The sequence below is a fragment of the Mesorhizobium sp. M2A.F.Ca.ET.039.01.1.1 genome (assembly GCF_003998035.1).
Taxonomy (GTDB): Bacteria; Pseudomonadota; Alphaproteobacteria; order Rhizobiales; family Rhizobiaceae; genus Mesorhizobium.
The window spans coordinates 1-389 of sequence record NZ_RZRY01001601.1; the positions used below are offsets into that span (position 1 = coordinate 1).

The following is a 389-nucleotide window of genomic DNA, read 5'->3' on the forward strand; positions in this document are numbered from 1 at the left end:
GGCAGATCGTCGCCGGGCTGACCGCCGGCGCCGTCAAGGGCGGCTGAGGCCGGTCCGACATCACACGTTTCGTGGAGAGATAAAATGGCATCGGTGACCATCAACAACGTGCAGAAGGCTTTTGGGACCGCAAAGATCATCCACGATGTCAGCGTCGACATCGCCGACGGCGAGTTCGTCATCCTGGTCGGGCCGTCGGGCTGCGGGAAGTCGACGCTGCTGCGCATGATCGCGGGGCTGGAAACGATCTCGGCCGGCAAGATCGCCATCGGCGAGCGGGTCGTCAACGAGCTCAGGGCGCGCGACCGCAACATCGCCATGGTGTTCCAGAACTACGCGCTCTATCCGCACATGACGGTGGCCGACAATATGGGCTTCGCGCTCAAGAT

General features: G+C 63.0%; 1 protein-coding gene. It reads left to right on the top strand.

Going from position 1 to position 389, the window contains the following annotated elements; genetic code table 11:
* Positions 1-84 precede the first annotated feature (84 nt).
* Positions 85-389 (top strand): ATP-binding cassette domain-containing protein (locus tag EOA24_RS41120; protein WP_127410980.1); only part of this gene is annotated, 305 nt, incomplete at its 3' end.